Here is a 17,583-nt window from a genome sequence, read left to right on the forward strand (position 1 = left end):
GAAATAAACGACAAAATAATAGTATATTTAATTAAACCGCATATGCTTGATTTACGAATCATTTATATACTGAGCAGTCATTTCGTTCGATTTTAGAAATTTTCTTAAACAATTACTCTCACTATATTTCTATTATTTTTCTTATGCTTGTTACGTATCTGCGTTAATTTCTTTTTCTAAATCTTTTGACTTGTCTTTTAGTTTATCATGTTGCTTTTGTAATTTTTCTTTTTGTTCTTTTAAAGATTTATTATCTTTTTCAAGCTTTTTAACATCTTTCTCTAATGCTGCTTTCTCATCGCTTTTTCCACATGCAGTCAGCGCCAAAGTAGACGCTAATATTAAAGCTAAACATTTTTTCATTTGGGAGCTCCTTTTTCATACTTTATCACAATTATCTTATCATTTATCCTTGTTGTGTTCATTATTTAACGGTAATTTTTTGGTCATTATTACTTTACTCACTTGGTAACCTTTTTGTTGATTCAACTGTTGCATCATTATATTATGAGCATCAACTGTGCCTTGTATTTCCTCAGCTCCCTGTTCTATCGCCCATTGCTCTATTTCATCTTTCAACTTGGATGCTATACCTTGTTGTCTATACCTCAAAGCGACATATAGAAATTCAATGATGACCTTCTGTTCATGCTTTAAATAGCGTCCCCAAATTACTCCTATTAATGTATCATCTACAATATGTGTAATTAGGACATCCGTTCCGTGGTATAACCCATTTAAGAGCATCTCTTCGCGTAACGCGACCGACAAAGTTGTCTGTTGATAATCTTGATTCTGCCTTTCAAGTTCACTTTCATGAAGCTGTGCTATTTGTGAAATAATATGCTTATCTTCGTATGTTATATATCGCATGTAGCCCCCTATAAAAAAGTTATATTGATTTCTCTTATTATATTCGTCATAATAAGCCTATCATTAATATTTTATAAAAAGGAATGCGAAATTCAAATGAAATCTACTGAAAAATTGATGCGCGAAAATAATGTTAAATCTTTACGCCTAAATAATACGGATAGAGAAATTTTCGAAAATTATATGACATATGTACGTGCTGATTTAAGTGTGAATCCTCATGATTCTGAAAAAATGTTGAATCGCATTTTAAATCAACTTTTTAAAGCTGAAAGTAATGGCACTTTAGCTATGGATTTCTTTGACCATGATCCAAAAGCACATGCCAAAAAAGAGTTAAAAAAATTGCCTAATGAAACACTGTACAATATTTTTAAATACATCGTTCAACATCTATTATTATTTTTTGGTATCTTTTGTTTTTTAAAGGGCTTTATAGGTTTCTTCATTGGCGCGAATCGTCTATATTTATATACATTCCCAATCATGATACTCATTGGCATTTTCATCATCTTTTTGTTTATTTGGATGGCTTTTAAAACAGTACAGATGCAGTGCTTTACAAAATCACATTGGACTTGGATAATTACATATATAGTAATATTGCTCCTATTATCAGCAATATTTTATGTATTTTTTATTCCACAATCTAGCTTAGCTTTTGGACCCTATATCTTTGTTGGTAATTGGACATTTATCATTATCTCATTCATCGTGTTACCCATTGCCTTGTATATAGATCACAAATTCATTAAAAAGGAAACAACTACTTCCTTATAAAACACATTTTTATAAAATAACGAGTCTGAAACATAAAGTTTTGGATCTGTATAAACAGGCAATTTCTATTGAAATAATATAGAAATTGCCTATTTCAATATTATTTGGAGTGATATGTTTTACAACTATGCTAACATTTAAATTCATCAAATTTATTTCCAGGCCTTATTTCAACGATTTCATTAACTTAACGCGATATAACATTTGATCACATACGTACTGAAGTTACCTTTGGTAGTCTAGCTGAGTCATGTTACAGTCTTTATACTTAAAATATTTCGGTATTTTATTTTATAAGTGGTTATTAAATGAGAGGATCTTAACTTTTTCTTTCAATAGTATACTAATCTGACTTTACACATAGACACATTGTATATAGGTGAGACTCCAAAGAAGCAATGACAGTTGAAGACCAAAAACGAGAAGGCAAATAGGAAAGCGAGACAACAATACGAAATATCGAAAAAAATAAATAGATAAGTTATCTGTGCATTTGATGATTTATATCTCAACACAAACACTATACATTCAATATGGGTACCCTAAAGTATTTCAATATGAAATCATAATTTCTTACAACGTATTTTGGCGAGACTCCTGTGGGAACAGGACAAGCTGAAGACTACAGGCTGAAGCTGTCCCCTAGGAAAGCGAGACAACAATACGTAATATTTAAATATTAAAAAAGCACACAGATAAATTGATAATTTATCTGTGTGCTTTATTGTATGTCCTTGAGACGCTTTATTTTAAACACAAGTAGTAAATTCATTATTTATATGGCATATACTACATCAAACACATGAAACAATAACATTTAACTATGAATGAGATACTAGTGTATCTTCCTTACGTTCAACAGCTATACTGATAAATAAGAATATTAAACCGATAACAGTTAAAATAGGTGCAATTAAACTTAATGATGCAAGTGGTAAGTTTGTAACCACAACACCACCAATAAAGGCACCTAATGCATTACCTAAATTAAATGCAGATTGATTTAAAGTACTTGCTAAAGTTGGTGCATCTTTAGAAATTAACGTACTCTTAAATTGTAAAGATGGACTCATACTAAAGCCGATTAAACCAAAGAAGAAAATACCTGCTACCATAAGAATACCGCTTGTCTGTACAAAATATAATAAAATGAAATACAAAATAAACACAACAAAGATAATTTTAAGTGCTTTATTTAGATTCCAGTCTGCAAGTTTACCACCTACAATATTACCTAATGTCACACCCACCCCGAAAATGATTAATAAATAAGAAATCAAGTTTTCCGGTACATGTGAAACATCTGTTAACGTCGAAGAAATGTATGTGAAGTAAGCAAAAACGCTACTAAAACCAAACAATGTTACTGCTAACGTTAACCACAAACGCTTTTCTTTTAATATCTTTAATTCTTTGAGTACTGATGATTTCACAGTTTCACGACGCATAGGAACAAATATAATAATTCCTATTAACGCAAGTACACCAATAATTGAAATAATGATAAAGGTCATTTGCCAACCAAAATTTTGTCCTACTAATGTACCGAATGGCACGCCTAAGATATTACTTAAACTCAATCCCATAAACATAAGTGCCATTGCACTTGCACGTTTTTCAGGATTAACCATACTTGCTGCAAGAATAGAACCAATCCCAAAGAAAGAACCATGTGCTAAAGAAGTAATAATTCTACTTGTCATCATTAAGCCATAATTAGGACTTAGTGAAACGGCAATATTTCCCAAAATAAATATTCCCATTAGTACGAGCAGTAGATACTTTCTATTCCATTTGATTGTTAACATTACTAGTATAGGACCACCAATCGCTACACCTAATGCATAGCCGGTAATCAGTTGTCCTGCTTGACTGACTGTTACATCAAAATCACGTGCAATATTGGGTAACAAACCCATAATTACAAATTCTGACATCCCTATCGCAAATGCACCAATCGCAAGCATCCATATAGCTACTGGATATTTCATATGTGGTTCCCTCCGTTTTCAATTTTTTTCAAACATGTTTGTGATTATACTAAAAATTGCTTAGTGAAAACAAGAGGGTTGCTTAAATTTAATTAATTTTTATAAATAATACGCTTTCATTAAATTTTTAATTACACAATTTGACATAACTATATATATTGAATGATTAAAGTTAATAAAAATAAAATAGAGTTAACACATGCAGCACCAATATTATTTGAAATATCGACACTACATTCTGTTAACTCTTTCGATTACTCACTAATGATTTAATTAATTAATAAAGCATCAACAAAGAACCAAATTACCATGATAAGCATTACAATTGCTTGCGCAACTGAACTTGCTAAGAAAGCAATAACTGAGCCGAAGCTTGCCTTCAATGCTTGTGAAAGGTTAGGTTCTTGAATTAATTCTACTATTAATACTGCTACAAAAGGAATGATAATAATACCAAATGGAGGAAATACAAAGCACCCAATAATCACACCAACTAGAGCTGCATATTCACTTAACTTTGAACCTCCAAATTTATTAACAAAATATTTATTCATTAAGAAATCTGCCAATAAAATAAATACCGTAAATAATATCATTGAAACATAGAACACCCATGTTAAATGATGATTATGAAAACCAAATTGATAAATTAAAAACCCTATCCATAAAACTAATACTGATGGGATAATCGGTTTAATCAAACCAATAAAAGCCACCACAAATGCTAAAATAATTAGTATCCATAAGATTAGAGACAATCTAGTTCACCGTACTTTCTTCTGTGAATTTTTGATCTTTAGTAAAGAAAATGAGTACCATACCAATAAATATAGACAATGCTGATACAAAGAAAACATTTCCTAAGCCAACCCATTGACTCATAATACCTCCGAGCAAATTACCACACAACTGCCCGATAACCATGGCATTAGCAAAAAGCGTGGAAGCATATCCCGGAAAGTCAGGTAAAATATCTTGGAAGTAGCTAATACCTAATCCCAATAAAATTGCTAAGAAGATTGCTAAGAATACCTGACCAACAAACATCATAACTAAACTATCAAACACACCAATGCTAAAGTAGAATAATCCTCCAAACAAACCACCTAACATCAATAATGTTCTAGTTGCTAACTTTGCCGACAACACACCTAACAACACCATAAATGGTACTTCTAATCCTGCACAAAGGCTGGCAAGTCCACCTACATAGCCTTCTGGTTCCTTTAAATACTTTGTAACAAATAATGGCATGTTGAGTGTATACATCCACTGTCCAATATGTAATAAAATAAAGGCAGCAAATGGCACGAATAAACGTTTATCACGTAACATGTTAGGCGCTTCCGCTTCCACATGTGTAACATCAGAAACACTTTTCTTGGTTTTAATATCTTTAAAGAAAAATACTTGCAATATGAGTGTGAACAAAATAATCGAAATAGTTCCTGCAAATAAGCCTGAATAACCATTCATTTGCAATAATAAAGCTCCAATCAATGGCCCAAATAAAAATCCAAATGAAAACATTGAACGTAATACTGCATTAGCAAACTTTGCTCTATCTCTAGAGGCAGAAGCATTAATAGATTCACGTGCTGATGCATACATTTGTGGCATTGCAGGTGCAAAGCAACCTTGGAATATTGCATAAATAGCGATAAACAACCATATTTCATGGATGTAGAAATAAATAGAAAAACTTACTGCTCCCATAAATAGCGCACAGACTATAATTAATTTTCTGTTAATATCATGTGTATCTGAAAAACGCGCTACAATCGTATTCATTATAAATTGACTTATCGCAGCTAAAGCCAATAATAAACCATACTGTGACGATGTCATGCCTAATTCATTTGTAGCAAATAAAATGAGGTATGGTACTGTTATTGCAATGCCCATACCTAACAACATCATATTCACCACAAATAATTTATAGTTTTTAATATGTAGTAATGCTCCAAACATCGATTTAACCTCAATTCTTTGTAAAATAGGTTTGAATACATCCATCCAATTATATTCACATGAATAATTGAATTTACATGCCTTATTTTTTATTTATGATTCGACATATTCCATCATTAAGTTAATAAATGAATCCACTTGAGGCAATTGCAACATACTTGCATCATAACTCATATAAGTCGATCTAATAAGTGGTTTCTCATCGATGTTAACGCGTTTAAATTCAAACTGCTCTTCGTCTAAATGACGCATCATAATCTCTGGTAAAATCGTTACCCCTACACCGTTGAGTAGCATTTCTTTACATGTTGCGACTTGATCCACTGTTATCATCGCACGATAATCTTGTCCAATTTGGCTACTATACCATTCTTTGATTTGATTAATATAAATCGGATCTGCCTGAAATTCAATAAATGGTAATTTATCAACTTCATCAAAGCGATTTTTTGGATGAATAAAGTAATGTTCATCGTTAAAAAGATGTGTGTTACTTAAATTCATAATTTTGTTACCACGAATAATGATTACATGGTAGTCTCTATGATTCGCCTTTATTTGTTCACTTGATCCTACTTGAACTTGAATTTCTACATTTGGAAATTGTCTTGTATATAAATTTAAAACCTCTGGTAACAATGTTTGACCAATTAACGACGAACAACCTATTGAAATTGTCCCATTCACTTCGCCTATATGCGCTTGCATTTTATCGAGGAATAGTCTTTCTCTATTTAACATATCTCTAGCATGTTCTATAATCATAGTTCCTTCAGTTGTCGTAATCAGTTGCTTTTTCGTACGTATAAAGATTTCCACACCAAAAGCATTTTCAATGGTTTTCAAACGTTGTGTTACCGCTGGTTGTGATATATAGAGTATTTCAGCAGCTTTTCGTAGTGTTTTCGTTTCGTCTAAAGTAGTTAACAAGCGATAATCATCAATCTTCATATTATCCCCCTATATGCTCAAAAAAACTGACATTCTATTGTTCATTTAATAATCAATGCATTTATCATTAATTTAACTATATATGCAATGTGTCGATGGTTTAACTTGAGTCTCTGATACTCTTATTTGTTTCTTAACCATAATAATTACTATAACATGATTATACCTATACCGATATAATGATTCATATCCTTTTTGATAGATTCTTAGCTATTGATACAACAGGCATTTAAATGTGATTATCTCTAAATCTATACCGCTATAATGGGTAAATAACTTTAATTCTGCTCTTTTGAGTCAATTTGTTTATTTTGTGTGTTTGAAACATAATTAGGATGTTGCTTATGTTTTGTATGCTTTGGTTTATGCCCATGGTGGTTACGCTCATTCTTTTTATGTTTGGGATGTTTATATGGCTTTTTCGCTTTAGGTTTATGCTTTATCTTATGATAGCAATACATAATCTTATCTTGCATTGTCTTGAAATCTTCATCTATCTTAATCATGAGTTGATGTGCAATAACATATGCTTCATGGTACTGCTTTCTAGTAATTTGCCCTTGATCTAATGCACGTTGCAAATCATCTTCGTCCACCAATTCATACTTACCATTCGGTAACACCAACACATCTAAACATAAATCAATCGTACGAGCATTTCCTTTTTGTGTTACATTTTTTATATTTATATCGAAGTAATACTCTAATGGATTGCCCTTGTCATCTAACATCACTGTGATACTATAACGTTTCTTTTCAGGTAAAATTTGTAGCCACTGATAATTATCATCAGCTACGACGATATTTTGTCCAACGACGCTCACCTCTAATGGTTCACGTACTTTCTTCATCGTTACTAAGCCGATAATCCCTTTGTATTTATTATTATTCACCTTAACTTCTGTATACTCTCTATCAATGATGCGACGCCAGTGACGCTTATCAATATATTTTACTTTCACTGCCATCAACTCCTTGTCATTATTATATATAACTGACTTCTATGTGTCATCTGTTGTTATGCCATTTCAACGTCCAAAATAACTTTGCACAATTTATTTAGTACTATTGTACTATATTTCATAGCCCAAAAGCGAAATTGACATTACTTTTGAATTCTGTTAAATTTTATTTATATTTTTCTGAAAATTCTTAATAAAAGGAGATAGAGACATGGCAATAACACATAGACCTTTCAGAGCGGATCATGTCGGCAGTTTGTTACGCCCTCAACGTTTAAAAGACGCCCGCGCTGATTATCAAAATAACGTCATCGATGCTAATAAATTAAAGCAAATCGAAGATGAAGAAATTGAACATATTATCGAAAAGCAATTAGAAGTAGGTTTACATAGTATCACAGATGGCGAATTTCGCAGAAGTTGGTGGCATTTTGACTTCTTAGAAAATTTAGCAGGTGTTGAAGGTTATACTTCTGAAAAAGGTTTATCTTTCGAAGGTGTAGAAACGCGTAATCATAATGTCAAAGTAGTAGACAAAGTAGCATTCAATGCTGAACATCCTCATTTTGAACATTTTAAATTTTTACATGATAAAGTAAATGGCCGCGCAACAGCAAAAGTTTCCATCCCAAGTCCTAATCAACTCTTCCATCCAAATATTTTAAACGAAGATATATACCCAGATATTGAAGATTTTGCAAAAGATGTATCTAAAGCATATCATGATAGTTTACTTAAATTTTATGAATTGGGTGCTCGTTATATACAATTGGATGATGTTTACTGGGCAAATTTAACATCTGGTACTCAAAAGACACGTGGTAGAGATCGTTCAGAAGAAGAAAAAGAAGTAGCAAGACAATTGGCTTACCGTGTCGTCAATGATGCTGTACAAGATTTACCAGAAGATTTATTAATTACTACTCACATTTGCCGCGGTAATTATAAATCAACATGGGCTATTTCTGGTGGTTATGAACCCGTCGCACCTTATTTATTCAAGGAAAACTTAGGTGGTTTCTTCCTAGAATATGATGACGAACGTTCAGGTGATTTTGAGCCATTAAGATTCTTCCCTAAAGAGCAATCGGCTGCTGTACTTGGATTGTTCACTTCGAAAAAAGGTGACTTAGAAGATAAAGCAACCGTACTAAAACGCATCGAAGAAGCACAGGCTTATATAGATTTAGATCAAATTTGTTTAAGTCCACAATGTGGCTTTGCTTCTACAGAAGAAGGAAATAACTTAACTGAAGAACAACAATGGCAAAAGCTAGCTTATGTAGTAGAAATTGCCAAAGAAGTATTTGGAACAGCTAAATAATAAAAAAGAATGTTATCACACCACGCAATTCGCATGTGATAACATTCTTTTTTTATGTGTTAATATGATTGATTAATCTCAGATTCTGATAATGCATATCTTTTATTAATTTCAGTTAAGTGTGGATAATCCTTATTAAGCCTTTCAACACTCAACATTTCAAAGTGATTAAATTCAAAGGCTGGCTGACACATACAACCTACTAAAGCATAACCTTGTCCACCTTCAATTGACGATGCAAATATCGTTCCTTTCGGTACAACATACTGTAAGACATCACCTTTATCAATGTTATTACCAATAGTGACATATTTATATGTACCGTCTGGCTGAATCATGTGTACAGTCAAAGAATCTCCAGCATGGTAATACCAAATTTCATCTACATCAATGCGATGAAAGTGGGAAATATTATCATGGGTTAACAAGAAATAGATACTCGAATAACTTGCACGAGATGTTGTTTCGTCCCATTCTCCTTTAATTATTTCTTTATAATAACCACCCTCTGGATGTGGTGTTAATTCTAGTTGTTTTACCCAGTTATTCACTATATGTTTCATATTATTTCAAATCCACGTTGTGGAAAACATTTTGTACGTCTTCTAAGTCTTCTAACGCATCAATTAAACCTTCAAACGTAGCTTGATCTTCTGCAGATAATTCAATATCTGTTTGAGGTAACATTTCAAATTCAGCTACTTTAAATTCTTCCACACCAAATGCTTTTAATGCATCTTGTACTTGAGCAAATTGATCAGGTTCTGCATAAACAATTGTCAGACCATCTTCATCAATCACATCTCGTACATCAACATCTTGTTCCATTAATGATTCTAATGTATCGTCGACAGATTTACCTTCAATACCAAACACAGCAGTATGATCAAACATGTAAGCTACTGAACCAGAAACACCCATATTGCCGCCATTTTTACCAAATGCAGAACGTACATCTGATGCTGTTCTATTTACATTATTTGTCAACGCGTCGACAATAATCATTGAACCACTAGGACCGAAACCTTCATATCTCAATTCATCAAAGTTTTCATCGCCAGCGCCCTTTGCTTTCTCAATTGCTCTATCAATAATATGATTAGGTACTGAATATGTTTTAGCTCGTTCTAACGTTAAACGTAACGCTTGGTTAGACTCTGGATTTGGTTCACCAGATTTAGCTGCAACATAGATTTCCTTACCAAATTTCGCATAAATTCGACTTGTATTTTTATCTTTTTGGGCCTTTTTCTCTTTAATGTTATTCCATTTACGTCCCATACTGTCATCTCACTTTCTCGATAAATACTTTAACTACCATGATATATTATACAATATTTTCTATTTATAACATAGATGCACGCATAGTTAATCTATTTACGCCTCGTTACAAACAAACACACACTTAATATTTTATTAATCAAGTGTGTGTTTAGCTTGGCAAAGTTGCCCTATTTAATTATGACATTTAGCGTTTAAATCTATTAGCTAAGTTCAATACATATTTAATAATGTGTAATAAATTGATAAACAAATTAAAGCCCATTTCTCGCGGTGAGAACTGTCCGCGTTTCATACGGTTAAAGTCATACAACGTATATAATAGGAACAATAACAAACCTACTACCGTTATCACTGTGTGAAATATAGGATTGTGTATAAACATACCTATTAAACTAGCAACAATTAATGCAATTAAAGTGACAAATAAATATTTACCCATACTCGCAGCATTGCCGATGAGGAAGTATCCTATCAATCCAAATACAATAAATGCTGCAATTGCAAGAATCACATTTTTATAAAAAACTTCTGGTCCTAAATTTTGTAAATAAGCAGTAAAGGTAGCGTATGATAATAGTCCTACGACAATTGCATATATATGAGAAATGACGATACCATAACGTCTCGCACGGTTAAACAGAACTGTAATCAGTACTAAGACAAGTAACACAATAGATAATGGCCGACGCCATTCTAAAGGTAGATATTGTCCAAAATAACAACCTATGCCAAAAATAATCCAATAATATACAAAGAATAACCATACTTTGCCATATGTTCGGGCTTGTGACTTGTTATTAGATTGGCGGTGTTGCTTCTTTGTGCTATGTGCTGTTTCAGCCATATTGTTCACTCCTCTAATTAACAACTACTCAGTTGCGTGGTTCACTGATGCGTGATATCTCACTGTTTATTCTTGTGATAAAAATATTACTTCACATACATTTTCACTAAAATGAGTCACTACAAACATCAATATAACATCTTTAAACAGCAAACCATATAAAGTATATGAATTTTGACCTTATTTTTTAATAATTAAAATTGCTTTCAGTTAATCCTATTGTTACATATTGATTTATAAATTAATATTACAAATGTGAAAATTAACTATTACATTAAATCAATATTATTAGTTTTAAATACGGCTGTAAGGGTATTCAACGTGCATAGGATTATTTGCCTTAAAATGTTAATAATATTACAACTTTATAACAACGGACACAAAGGTTGTGATTTTTGTTAATATGGAAATTGTATTTAGATTATTACTATAAACTATATGCTCTTATAACTTCGGGACATATATAAGGTATCAGAGGAGGAGTTCTTTTGAAAAAATTAGCATTTGCAGTAACCGCTGCTTCTGGAGCAGCAGCATTTTTAGCTAATCATGACGCTGAAGCATCGACACAACATACAGTACAGTCGGGTGAGTCACTTTGGACTATTTCACAACAATATGGTGTTTCTGTAGAGGAAATTAAGCAAAATAATAATATCAATAACAATATGGTATTTCCGGGACAAGTTATTGAAATTGGTGGAAGTGGATCACAAAGTCAAAGCAGTAACTCTAACACTTCTCAACAATCAGCAGGTGGCAATACACACACAGTACAATCTGGTGAGTCATTAGACATTATTGCAAGTAAATATGGTGTTTCTGTAGAAGACATCATGTCTGCAAACAACTTAAATAGTTATATTATACAACCAAATCAAACATTAACAATTCCTGGAGGAACAGGAGTAGGCGGTTCAGGTGGTACAGCTACGGGATCAACTACAACTTCAAATACAGGTTCAACAGCAAGCGATGCTAACTTATACGACTGGGGACAATGTACTTGGCACGTATTTAATCGCAGAGCTGAAACTGGACAACCTATCAGTACATACTGGTGGAACGCTGATCACTGGGCAAACAATGCCGCAGCTGATGGTTATACAGTAAACAATACACCAAGTGCTGGTTCTATTTTACAAACATATGCAGGTGCTGTAGGACACGTAGCATATGTTGAACGTGTTAACCCTGATGGTAGTATCTTAATTTCAGAAATGAATTATAATACACCTCCAGGTACAGTTGACTATCGTACTATCCCAGCTTCAGAAGTATCAAGCTACAATTACATTCATTAATTGATTAAATAAAGTAACCGATACGCCATTTGGTAATCTCACCAAAGGCATATCGGTTTTTTATTTATTATATGATGCATTATGAATGGATTTAATCTTACATCTAATGAATATAGATATAGCGTATTTCTGACAGTATACGACAATGACCATAGATATCATATGACTATAGTTGCCTTCCCTCATTAAATGTATTGAACCGCTTTAGATTTCATAGTTCTATAGTCATAATTTAAACTACAAAATGCTGCATGTGTTTGTAAGACAACTACTCAGACGAATAATCGTCGAGAACAAGCATTGTCTATATTTATAGGTTGAACGATTAATAACCATTTCCAACATGAATATAATTTCAAAAAAAGAAGCAATCTATGCGATATAAGCACAGATTGCTTCTTTAAGTATAGGCTATTTCATAGTCTTAAACTATCATTCAACCATTTACAAGAAAATATTAATGATATAATAAATAATTGCTGCTACAAGCGCTGAAATTGGTAATGTGATTACCCAAGTGATAATCATACGTTGCGCAGTGTTCCATTTAACACCTTTAATACGGTTTGCTGAACCAACACCAAGAATAGATGATGATACAACATGTGTTGTAGATAATGGGAAATGTAGTGATGATGCTACAAAGATTGTTAGTGCTGATGATAAGTCAGCTGCTGCCCCATTAGCTGGGCGAATTTTCATAATGTTACCACCAACTGTTTTGATGATTTTCCAACCACCAACTGCAGTACCAAGACCCATCGCTGTCGCACAGGCAACTTTTACCCATAATTGTGGCTCAACACTAGTACCTTGCTGAACATTAGCTACGATAAGTGCTAAAGTGATAATACCCATTGATTTTTGCGCATCGTTTGTACCATGTGAAAATGATTGTAATGACGCTGTGAAAATTTGGAAAAATCTAAAGTTTCTATTTGCTTTTGTAAGATTAGCATTTTTAAATACGACTTTAACAATCGAATAAATAATAAACCCTACTGCAAAAGCAATTACAGGTGATAATAGTAATACGATGATTATTTTTGTAAATCCTTGATAATGCAATACGGCAAATGAACCTTGAGATGCAATCGCTGCACCTGCAATAGAACCGATTAATGCATGTGATGATGAACTAGGAATTCCATAATACCAAGTAATCAAGTTCCAAAGAATCGCAGAAATAATCGCCGCTAAAACTACGACAAGTCCATTTTCTAATTTAAATGGATCGACAATATCTTTTGTAATTGTGCCCGCTACTCCAGTAAATGTTAATGCACCAATAAAGTTCATAACAGCTGCTAATAGAATCGCAGTTCTAGGAGTTAATGCACGCGTTGAAACAGCAGTAGCAACAGCATTGGCTGTATCATGGAAACCATTGATAAAGTCAAATGCAAGTGAAAAAATAACGATAGCTACTGTGATAATCATAATGTATTCCATAAAATTAAGACTCCTTAGCTATTTTTCATAATTATAGTTTCAAAATTATTCGCTACTGCCTGACATTTATCAGCAATTTCTTCCATGCTTTCATATATATCTTTTACTTTAATTAATGTGATTGGATCTGTTTCACTATTAAATATGTGTTTAATTGATTGACGTAATATACCATCACAATTTGTTTCAAATTCTTTAATGTTAATAGAGTGTATACGCATATGTGATAATTTCTTATCAACAAGTAAGCCCACTGCTAATTTCATTTCTGCAACAGCCTTCTGTATATTATCTACAAATTCAGCCATATATTCATCTGTGTATTCGATTGAATACATTTCAAACATTGCTGAAGTTTCTTCCATTGCATCTAATACATCATCAATTGCGTTACATAAAGAGAGGATATCCTCACGTTCAATTGGTGTAATAAAAGTTTGGTTTAAATCTGAAATCACTTGGTGCATCAACTCATCACCATGAGATTCGTAGGTTTTAATATTATCTGAATAAGCTTTAAGGTCTAAATGTGTATTAAAATCCATCTTCCCAAATTCAATTGCTGCTCGGTCTAAGTTGAATACCATTTCCTCTAGTTGCACCATGAACTTATCTTTTTTCTTGTTTAACATCCAAAAAATCCTCCATTTACAGCGACTGTCACCAATCACCTTCAATAAATTTAAAAAATTAATAATTACTTCCTGACAAACTGAGCATGCGCAGATTTACAATAAACTCATTTTTTTGACTTTTCAAACAGTTTTGTAAAAATAGTGTAAATGAATTTTTGCTCTAATCGTTTTAAAAAATCTCACAATTCTCTATTTGTCCTTTATTGAAAATAGCATAAAATTTACAATCCTACAATTAGATTTACAAATTCTTAACATTACATTTTCATAAAATTAATAAAGTTGTTCACATCTACACTGACAAGACGTTTCAAGATTTTTAATTTTTAGATTATTAAAGTAATCTAATCAAAAAACATTTTTCACGCTTATATTTTCATAATTATTTCATTTTTTCAACTCATAACGTTCAACTTAATTCAGTCATTATTATTTAGTATCAAAAAAAATAAAAGTTGAAGTGACCGATATGGCGTTACTTCAACTTTATCATTATTCCGATATTCTTTTCACTAACTCATTTTGTGTTGGGAAAATAAAGGTAACTTCTGTCCCATGACCTTCATCAGAAACCACTTCAACTTGAATACCTAAATTTTGTTTTACTGTATTCACTAAATATAATCCAATACCTGAGGAAGTCGTTTCATTTCTATAATTCGTCGAGGTGAAACCTTTATCAAAAATTCGCGGTAAATCCTTTTTACTAATACCACGGCCTTCATCCTTAATTTGAACTTGGACTTGTTCATTGATAAGTGATGATTTTACATAAATCGTCCCATTTTCACTATACTTAATTGCATTTGAGAATATTTGTCGAATCATCATTCTACACCATTTTGAATCAGTATAAACATGATGACTTTCATCTAAATCTAATTCATAACCAATACCTTTAGCTTGGCTAAGATAACGAGTCAGTTGAATCTCTTCTATAATCAGTCTTTTCAAAGGGACATATTCAAAATACATATCATTATTTTGTGATTCTATACGTGTTAAATACAATTGCTTGTCTAACATATCATTGATACGAGTCCATTCGAACAACAATGCACGTTTTTTATCCATGTCCGCTTCTTTTTCAATCATCAATTTCATAGCTGTAACTGGTGTCTTAATATCATGAACAAAATCTGTCAACGAAGCTTCTGTAGATTGAATTTTCATTCTTTGCTTGGTCACAATTAACTTTTGACTTGTAATTTGATTATATAAGTATTCGACCATTTTTTGTTGGAACGGTGTATCAGCAAGGCCTTTATGCTTTAATTCTTCAGGCTCTATATTATCGTTTAAATGTATAAAAAACTTAATTTCCTTCACATATGTAAATACTAAGAACAATGAAGTTAAACCTAAATTTAAAATAATAATATAATAAATGCTTCCCACACTTATATCATAGTCAATATACGCAATACCTAGAAAAATTAGATGCAACAACATTATCCATAAAATCCAACTAATACGTGTTCTTAAAAATAAGAAAAACCATTTAAGATGCTCCATGTGCCATGTAACCTTTACCAATTTTTGTCTCAATCGCATCTTTCATATCAATCTCGGCTAATTTTTTACGTAAACGGTTCACATTAACTGTCAGAGTATTATCACTTACAAACGCTTCATCATCCCAGAGCGCTGTGATAATTGTATCTCTATTGACGATTTGGTCTTGTTTTTTCACTAGCATTTCTAAAATAATCATTTCAGTTTTAGATAAATAAATAATTGTATCATCCTTATTGATACTATCCTTTGCTAAATCAAGTGTCGCCTTTTGCCATTGAATAACTCTTTTCTCATCTTTACTAAATTCATATACACGTCGATAAATAGCTTGAATTTTAGCTATTAATATACTGGTATTAAAGGGTTTTTGTACAAAATCATCTGCTCCTAATTCCATGCTCATCACTTGATCCATAGGATTATCCCTAGAGGACAAGAACAATATTGGTGTATTAGACACTTCTCTAATCTTTCGCGTCCAATAAAAACCATCATATTTAGGTAGCTTAACATCCATAATCACGATTGCAGGGTTAATCTGTTCAAATAAACTCAACACATCGCCAAAATCATCGACACCCTTAACTATAAAATCCCACTGCTCCAGCTCTGTACTCAATTCATTAAATAATGTCATATCATCTTCTACTAATAATATTTCCACATTATAATCTCCCAACTTATTTGGTATATTTAATATCTTCTCCTGATTGAATACGACGATTAAAATGTCGAATACGGCACTCTATTTCAAATCCTCTCATCATCAAACTTTGAAATGGAGATTGAACCATATAATAAATCGGCCACACTAATTTTGGTATATAATCATATAAATGCACCATTACCGTCTGAGTACCTGCTAATTTTCTAAACTCAAGTTTACCTTGTTTCTGTACCTTCTTATTCATCAATCTTCCACCAACAATAAATAACGTAATCAAATCATCATCTGTCAGTTCTTTCTTCAAGACTAACAACGGCTTATTGGCATCTTTAATATATATAATATAGTAATCTTGATCCATTTTTGTGTGTAGCAATGTTCCATTAGTTTCATTCAACCAATTAAAATAATAGTTTACAAGTTGTTCAAGTGTCAACTTCAATGGTTGTTGCATACTTAAGGCACTGCGCACATCATCATATTTCGAAACTTGTAGTTCAACTGCTACATGAGGTCTCGGCACAATATTATCTGTCTGTTCAACAGGCGTACCATAAGCTTTCAATCTTGCTATAGATTCATTGTCAAAACGTCCCCCACTAATATATATAATCTTGCTTATATTTTGTTTTGCTGCCGCTCTGCCAAAATTATCTGCAGCCAATAAATTCATATCGCGTGCACTAGCCTTCGTAAGCTTTGCAGAATGTTTGGTAGGATCTAAGTAAAAGATAGCAATATCCATACCTTCCATTGCGTCTACAACATCTCTATAATTAAAAATATCTTTCTTTAACCACTGCACATCTCGTAAATCCTGTTCCTTAGGATACTTTGATAATGTATATAAATGCGCTACATTTTTTATTTGAGGCACCAAGTTCTTTCCTATATAACCTGTTGCACCAGCTAGTAATATATTAGGCTTCATAAAACATACTTCCTTTATAATGATTTATTAAAAATTAATATTGTCTAGTAAAATAATGATTTTGATGTTAAATTATATTATGATTAAATATATGTA

General features: G+C 32.2%; 18 protein-coding genes. 3 read left to right on the forward strand and 15 right to left on the reverse strand.

All coding sequences use genetic code 11. From position 1 onward, the window contains the following. Positions 1–150: 150 nt before the first annotated feature. Positions 151–363 carry an SA0632 family lipoprotein gene (locus tag JN168_RS10980; RefSeq protein WP_052495406.1) on the reverse strand — a complete coding sequence of 71 codons (213 nt, stop codon included), beginning with the start codon at positions 361–363 and terminating at the stop codon, positions 151–153. A gap of 39 nt (positions 364–402) precedes the next feature. After that, positions 403–873 (reverse strand): GNAT family N-acetyltransferase, encoded by a 471-nt coding sequence (locus JN168_RS10985; RefSeq protein WP_229366979.1) that lies wholly within the window; start codon positions 871–873, stop codon positions 403–405. Positions 874–969: 96 nt separating this feature from the next. Between JN168_RS10985 and JN168_RS10990 the strand changes: the two genes are divergently transcribed. After that, the gene (locus JN168_RS10990) at positions 970–1,653 is read left to right on the forward strand and encodes a DUF1129 family protein (protein ID WP_107512908.1); all 684 of its coding nucleotides are present in this window, start codon (positions 970–972) and stop codon (positions 1,651–1,653) included. Between the two features lie 821 nt (positions 1,654–2,474). Here JN168_RS10990 and JN168_RS10995 read toward each other — a convergent pair. The 5 genes from JN168_RS10995 to JN168_RS11015 all read right to left on the reverse strand — a co-directional run bounded on the left by JN168_RS10995 (position 2,475) and on the right by JN168_RS11015 (position 7,528). Beyond that, entirely contained in the window at positions 2,475–3,644 is a 1,170-nt protein-coding gene (locus JN168_RS10995) for an MFS transporter (RefSeq protein WP_042738148.1), read from the reverse strand. A 269-nt stretch (positions 3,645–3,913) separates the two neighbouring features. Next, positions 3,914–4,402, reverse strand: a complete 489-nt coding sequence (locus tag JN168_RS11000; RefSeq protein WP_042738147.1) for a DUF456 domain-containing protein — start codon at positions 4,400–4,402, stop codon at positions 3,914–3,916. Between the two features lies 1 nt (position 4,403). Continuing rightward, positions 4,404–5,615 carry a sugar efflux transporter gene (locus tag JN168_RS11005; RefSeq protein WP_107527407.1) on the reverse strand — a complete coding sequence of 404 codons (1,212 nt, stop codon included), beginning with the start codon at positions 5,613–5,615 and terminating at the stop codon, positions 4,404–4,406. A gap of 93 nt (positions 5,616–5,708) precedes the next feature. Next, a complete protein-coding gene (locus tag JN168_RS11010) occupies positions 5,709–6,566 on the reverse strand; it encodes a LysR family transcriptional regulator (protein ID WP_042738146.1) in 858 nt (285 codons plus the stop codon). A gap of 278 nt (positions 6,567–6,844) precedes the next feature. Next, complete coding sequence (locus JN168_RS11015; protein WP_229366978.1) at positions 6,845–7,528, reverse strand: ribonuclease FAU-1 family protein; 684 nt, start codon at positions 7,526–7,528, stop codon at positions 6,845–6,847. Between the two features lie 211 nt (positions 7,529–7,739). Here JN168_RS11015 and JN168_RS11020 point away from each other — a divergent pair, with 211 nt between their 5' ends. Further along, on the forward strand, positions 7,740–8,852 hold the full coding sequence (locus JN168_RS11020) for a 5-methyltetrahydropteroyltriglutamate--homocysteine S-methyltransferase (RefSeq protein ID WP_042738145.1): 1,113 nt from the start codon (positions 7,740–7,742) through the stop codon (positions 8,850–8,852). A gap of 59 nt (positions 8,853–8,911) precedes the next feature. On the opposite strand, the gene JN168_RS11025 is transcribed toward JN168_RS11020, so the two are convergent. From JN168_RS11025 to JN168_RS11035, 3 genes are all read right to left on the reverse strand, one after another. Continuing rightward, positions 8,912–9,415 (reverse strand): cupin domain-containing protein, encoded by a 504-nt coding sequence (locus JN168_RS11025; protein WP_042738144.1) that lies wholly within the window; start codon positions 9,413–9,415, stop codon positions 8,912–8,914. 1 nt (position 9,416) lies between these two features. Beyond that, a complete protein-coding gene (locus JN168_RS11030) occupies positions 9,417–10,133 on the reverse strand; it encodes a YebC/PmpR family DNA-binding transcriptional regulator (RefSeq protein ID WP_042738143.1) in 717 nt (238 codons plus the stop codon). A gap of 187 nt (positions 10,134–10,320) precedes the next feature. Beyond that, complete coding sequence (locus JN168_RS11035; RefSeq protein ID WP_042738142.1) at positions 10,321–10,980, reverse strand: Bax inhibitor-1/YccA family protein; 660 nt, start codon at positions 10,978–10,980, stop codon at positions 10,321–10,323. Positions 10,981–11,468: 488 nt separating this feature from the next. On the opposite strand from JN168_RS11035, the gene JN168_RS11040 reads away from it, so the two are divergent. Next, positions 11,469–12,284 carry a LysM peptidoglycan-binding domain-containing protein gene (locus JN168_RS11040; protein ID WP_042738141.1) on the forward strand — a complete coding sequence of 272 codons (816 nt, stop codon included), beginning with the start codon at positions 11,469–11,471 and terminating at the stop codon, positions 12,282–12,284. Between the two features lie 444 nt (positions 12,285–12,728). Here JN168_RS11040 and JN168_RS11045 read toward each other — a convergent pair whose 3' ends face one another. The 5 genes from JN168_RS11045 to JN168_RS11065 all read right to left on the reverse strand — a co-directional run bounded on the left by JN168_RS11045 (position 12,729) and on the right by JN168_RS11065 (position 17,487). Continuing rightward, the gene (locus tag JN168_RS11045; RefSeq protein WP_042738140.1) at positions 12,729–13,736 is read right to left on the reverse strand and encodes an inorganic phosphate transporter; all 1,008 of its coding nucleotides are present in this window, start codon (positions 13,734–13,736) and stop codon (positions 12,729–12,731) included. A 14-nt stretch (positions 13,737–13,750) separates the two neighbouring features. Beyond that, positions 13,751–14,368 carry a DUF47 domain-containing protein gene (locus JN168_RS11050; protein WP_042738139.1) on the reverse strand — a complete coding sequence of 206 codons (618 nt, stop codon included), beginning with the start codon at positions 14,366–14,368 and terminating at the stop codon, positions 13,751–13,753. 495 nt (positions 14,369–14,863) lie between these two features. Then, positions 14,864–15,886, reverse strand: a complete 1,023-nt coding sequence (locus tag JN168_RS11055) for a sensor histidine kinase (RefSeq protein WP_042738138.1) — start codon at positions 15,884–15,886, stop codon at positions 14,864–14,866. Beyond that, positions 15,873–16,553: a response regulator transcription factor gene (locus JN168_RS11060; RefSeq protein ID WP_042738137.1), complete on the reverse strand. Its 681-nt coding sequence runs from the start codon at positions 16,551–16,553 to the stop codon at positions 15,873–15,875. Before JN168_RS11060 ends, JN168_RS11055 begins: the two co-directional genes overlap by 14 nt. A gap of 16 nt (positions 16,554–16,569) precedes the next feature. Then, positions 16,570–17,487 carry an NAD(P)H-binding protein gene (locus JN168_RS11065; RefSeq protein WP_107512429.1) on the reverse strand — a complete coding sequence of 306 codons (918 nt, stop codon included), beginning with the start codon at positions 17,485–17,487 and terminating at the stop codon, positions 16,570–16,572. Positions 17,488–17,583: the final 96 nt, after the last annotated feature.

Origin of the sequence: Staphylococcus gallinarum (assembly GCF_029774255.1) — a bacterium.
GTDB classification, from domain to species: Bacteria; Bacillota; Bacilli; order Staphylococcales; family Staphylococcaceae; genus Staphylococcus; species Staphylococcus gallinarum.

What these genes read in the sequence shown, in the direction of transcription:
- JN168_RS10980 (WP_052495406.1), bottom strand. Translation starts at nt 363, where the DNA reads ATGAAAAAATGTTTAGCTTTAATATTAGCGTCTACTTTGGCGCTGACT.
- JN168_RS11005 (WP_107527407.1), bottom strand. Translation starts at nt 5,615, where the DNA reads ATGTTTGGAGCATTACTACATATTAAAAACTATAAATTATTTGTGGTG.
- JN168_RS11045 (WP_042738140.1), bottom strand. Translation starts at nt 13,736, where the DNA reads ATGGAATACATTATGATTATCACAGTAGCTATCGTTATTTTTTCACTT.
- JN168_RS10995 (WP_042738148.1), bottom strand. Translation starts at nt 3,644, where the DNA reads ATGAAATATCCAGTAGCTATATGGATGCTTGCGATTGGTGCATTTGCG.
- JN168_RS11025 (WP_042738144.1), bottom strand. Translation starts at nt 9,415, where the DNA reads ATGAAACATATAGTGAATAACTGGGTAAAACAACTAGAATTAACACCA.
- JN168_RS11055 (WP_042738138.1), bottom strand. Translation starts at nt 15,886, where the DNA reads ATGGAGCATCTTAAATGGTTTTTCTTATTTTTAAGAACACGTATTAGT.
- JN168_RS11050 (WP_042738139.1), bottom strand. Translation starts at nt 14,368, where the DNA reads ATGTTAAACAAGAAAAAAGATAAGTTCATGGTGCAACTAGAGGAAATG.
- JN168_RS10990 (WP_107512908.1), top strand. Translation starts at nt 970, where the DNA reads ATGAAATCTACTGAAAAATTGATGCGCGAAAATAATGTTAAATCTTTA.
- JN168_RS11020 (WP_042738145.1), top strand. Translation starts at nt 7,740, where the DNA reads ATGGCAATAACACATAGACCTTTCAGAGCGGATCATGTCGGCAGTTTG.
- JN168_RS11030 (WP_042738143.1), bottom strand. Translation starts at nt 10,133, where the DNA reads ATGGGACGTAAATGGAATAACATTAAAGAGAAAAAGGCCCAAAAAGAT.
- JN168_RS11065 (WP_107512429.1), bottom strand. Translation starts at nt 17,487, where the DNA reads ATGAAGCCTAATATATTACTAGCTGGTGCAACAGGTTATATAGGAAAG.
- JN168_RS11010 (WP_042738146.1), bottom strand. Translation starts at nt 6,566, where the DNA reads ATGAAGATTGATGATTATCGCTTGTTAACTACTTTAGACGAAACGAAA.
- JN168_RS10985 (WP_229366979.1), bottom strand. Translation starts at nt 873, where the DNA reads ATGCGATATATAACATACGAAGATAAGCATATTATTTCACAAATAGCA.
- JN168_RS11035 (WP_042738142.1), bottom strand. Translation starts at nt 10,980, where the DNA reads ATGGCTGAAACAGCACATAGCACAAAGAAGCAACACCGCCAATCTAAT.